Genomic DNA, 2904 nt, shown 5'->3' with positions numbered 1-2904 from the left:
CGAAGCCGAAGCTGGGGTACCCGCCCGTGAACTCTGCCGCAAGCATGCCATTTCCGATGCCACGTTTTACACCTGGCGTAAGAAGTATGGCGGTATGGAGGTGCCTGAAGTTAAGCGCCTGAAGTCGCTTGAGGAAGAGAACACCAGACTCAAGAAGCTGCTTGCCGAAGCCATGCTGGATAAAGAGGCGCTTCAGGTGGCTCTTGGGCGAAAGTACTGACGACAGACCAGAAGCGGGAAGCCGTGATGTTGATGTGTGATGCGACCGGTCTGTCGCAACGTCGTGCCTGCAGGCTTACAGGTTTATCCCTGTCGACCTGCCGCTATGAGGCTCACCGTCCGGCTGCTGATGCGCATTTATCAGGGCGCATCACTGAGCTGGCACTGGAGCGCAGGCGTTTTGGCTACCGTCGTATTTGGCAGTTGCTGCGCCGTGAAGGGCTTCATGTTAATCATAAGCGCGTGTACCGGCTTTATCACCTCAGTGGCCTGGGCGTAAAACGCAGAAGACGTCGTAAAGGGCTGGCAACAGAACGTCTGCCGCTGCTCCGTCCGGCGGCGCCCAATCTGACCTGGTCGATGGATTTCGTCATGGACGCACTTTCCACCGGTCGCAGGATCAAGTGTCTTACCTGCGTCGATGATTTCACAAAGGAATGCCTGACGGTCACTGTTGCCTTTGGGATTTCAGGCGTTCAGGTCACGCGTATTCTGGACAGCATTGCACTGTTTCGAGGCTATCCGGCGACGATAAGAACTGACCAGGGGCCGGAGTTCACTTGCCGTGCACTGGATCAATGGGCCTTTGAGCATGGTGTTGAGTTGCGCTTAATCCAGCCGGGCAAGCCAACGCAGAACGGATTTATTGAGAGCTTTAACGGACGATTTCGCGATGAATGTTTGAATGAGCACTGGTTCAGCGATATCGTTCATGCCAGGAAAATTATTAATGACTGGCGGCAGGATTATAACGAATGCCGCCCGCACTCCACGCTGAATTATCAGACACCGTCTGAATTTGCAGCGGGCTGGAGAAAGGGTCATTCTGAGAATGAAGATTCCGACGTTACTAACTGAGTGTTGTATCTAATCGTGGGGGCAGGTCAATCTCACACCAGTAATGACCGAACCCGCCATACATAGTGAATAACCCGCCGTCAGATTTCCCATCGCCACCTCTAATCACAGCTGATAACCCTTTGCTATGTGCCAGACGAGCTAATAGCAGACTGGCAAATAGGCATGTGCCCGTTGTGTCATCGGTATCACAGTCAGCGAGGATACCGTTCAGTAATGCCCGTGCTTCAGTCGCAACATCATTAATGAGGTTTTTCATCAGGGTTACTTATCGCAAATCGGTTTCAGGGGATTCTGCCAGACAGGCCGTAGCGTGACAATTTTTTATGACCCCAATAGGGGGCGAAATTAACGGGTCTTAGAATTTCGTCACCGATGAATGTTGCGTTAATCTTTTTTTATATAAAGAGGAGCTAACCATGAATAAAATGAAGTACAGTGCAGTATTGAATGAATGGAATTTTAAGTATGATTCTGCTGAAAGATTCGGTGACTCACACTTTCTTTATATCCATAATTTCATGAACGATCAGAGCCAGTTACTTGGTATTATCATAGCTGATTTTTTGAAGGTTCCTCAGATAGAACTTCTTCCTATTCAGACCGCCATAGATAACCTTGTAAGGTTATTAAAGGTTCAGACATCCAGGTCGTTAACGTCTGATGAGGGTGTTGATCTTGCTCAATTCCTCACTCAGTACCTCAGACAGACACAATCTTATGCTGCGGTTTCAAGTATGTGTCCGGTTGGTCAAAAGTTGAATTTTTTCCTGAACATCTACCCAAGAAAAGGTAATAAAGAGTTTTCTTTTCGATTATTCGCAATCACCACACTCAATGAAATTACAAGCGTGTCTGAATTTGTTGAAATGGCACATAGTACTCAACAAAGTGATCTGATTAATAATCCTGGTTATTTTGTTTGATTACTAAATAATTCCATATTGAAATCATTAACCATCACTTAACAGTGATGGTTTTTTGTTTTATTTCAATTATCTTTTTGTTCGATATGACTATCTGCTTTTTATAATCTGATTTCACTTACTATCATGCTGATACTACTAGGTAAAATGGTCGTGATGACTTTAATTCATGCTATTCCATTGAGATTTGTGTTTACAATCAATAAAAATATTGTTAATAAAATGTAATCCTTAACATAAATCAACATGGATATGGAACCTACACTACAATGGCAAAGAAAAACATACATCAGGAAGAGATTGTATTCGCGAAGAAACAGCTTGTTCTCCTTGCAACATTAAAAGGGAAGGTAAGTGAATTGATTCTAAAGTGGGAAGGGAACATTGGAGCTGAGACTCCTGACTTGAATCGCCACGGGTTTAACAGACACCTCAGAGTCATTTAAGATGGCTTAAAGAGAGGTGCCCATGAGCAGTAAGCGTTATCCCGAAGAGTTTAAAATTGAAGCAGTCAAACAGGTTGTTGATCGCGGTTATTCTGTTGCCAGCGTTGCAACACGTCTCGATATCACCACCCACAGCCTTTACGCCTGGATAAAGAAGTACGGTCCGGATTCTTCCACTAATAAAGAACAGTCAGATGTTCAGGCCGAGATCCGCCGTCTCCAGAAAGAGCTGAAACGGGTTACCGACGAACGGGACATATTAAAAAAAGCCGCGGCGTACTTCGCAAAGCTGTCCGACTGAGGTACGCCTTTATCCGTGACAACACCTGTTGCTGGCCTGTTCGCCTGCTCTGTCGGGTGCTGGATGTTCATCCCAGTGGTTTTTACGCCTGGCTTCAGCAGCCGCATTCACAACGCCATCAGGCAGACCTGAGACTGACAGGACAGATTAAACA

3 protein-coding genes and 1 pseudogene are annotated in these 2904 nt (G+C 46.1%); 3 read left to right on the top strand and 1 reads right to left on the bottom strand.

All coding sequences use genetic code 11. From position 1 onward, the window contains the following. Window positions 1–1077, top strand: a protein-coding gene (locus tag OGX67_RS08790; protein ID WP_171866509.1) for an IS3-like element ISSen4 family transposase whose coding sequence is annotated in 2 segments (ribosomal slippage) — window positions 1–215 and window positions 215–1077 — 1078 coding nt annotated over the 2 segments. Because the reading frame shifts where the segments join, the coding sequence is not laid out codon by codon here. This gene is flagged as partial in the annotation. Here OGX67_RS08790 and OGX67_RS08785 read toward each other — a convergent pair. Further along, window positions 1070–1336 carry a hypothetical protein gene (locus OGX67_RS08785; RefSeq protein ID WP_286526337.1) on the bottom strand — a complete coding sequence of 89 codons (267 nt, stop codon included), beginning with the start codon at window positions 1334–1336 and terminating at the stop codon, window positions 1070–1072. The two genes, OGX67_RS08790 and OGX67_RS08785, sit on opposite strands and share 8 nt — an antisense overlap. A 160-nt stretch (window positions 1337–1496) precedes the next feature. On the opposite strand from OGX67_RS08785, the gene OGX67_RS08780 reads away from it, so the two are divergent. Then, on the top strand, window positions 1497–2003 hold the full coding sequence (locus OGX67_RS08780; protein ID WP_007372203.1) for a hypothetical protein: 507 nt from the start codon (window positions 1497–1499) through the stop codon (window positions 2001–2003). Window positions 2004–2471: 468 nt separating this feature from the next. Beyond that, window positions 2472–2904 (top strand): annotated as a pseudogene (locus tag OGX67_RS08775) (transposase); the annotation flags it as partial.

This window comes from Citrobacter sp. Cf118, from assembly GCF_030334095.1.
In the GTDB taxonomy this organism is placed as follows: Bacteria; Pseudomonadota; Gammaproteobacteria; order Enterobacterales; family Enterobacteriaceae; genus Citrobacter; species Citrobacter freundii.
This window is presented reverse-complemented; position numbering and strand designations above follow the sequence as displayed.

Excerpts from the sequence above, each read along its gene's own strand:
- OGX67_RS08785 (WP_286526337.1), bottom strand. The coding sequence starts at position 1,336 with ATGAAAAACCTCATTAATGATGTTGCGACTGAAGCACGGGCATTACTG.
- OGX67_RS08780 (WP_007372203.1), top strand. The coding sequence starts at position 1,497 with ATGAATAAAATGAAGTACAGTGCAGTATTGAATGAATGGAATTTTAAG.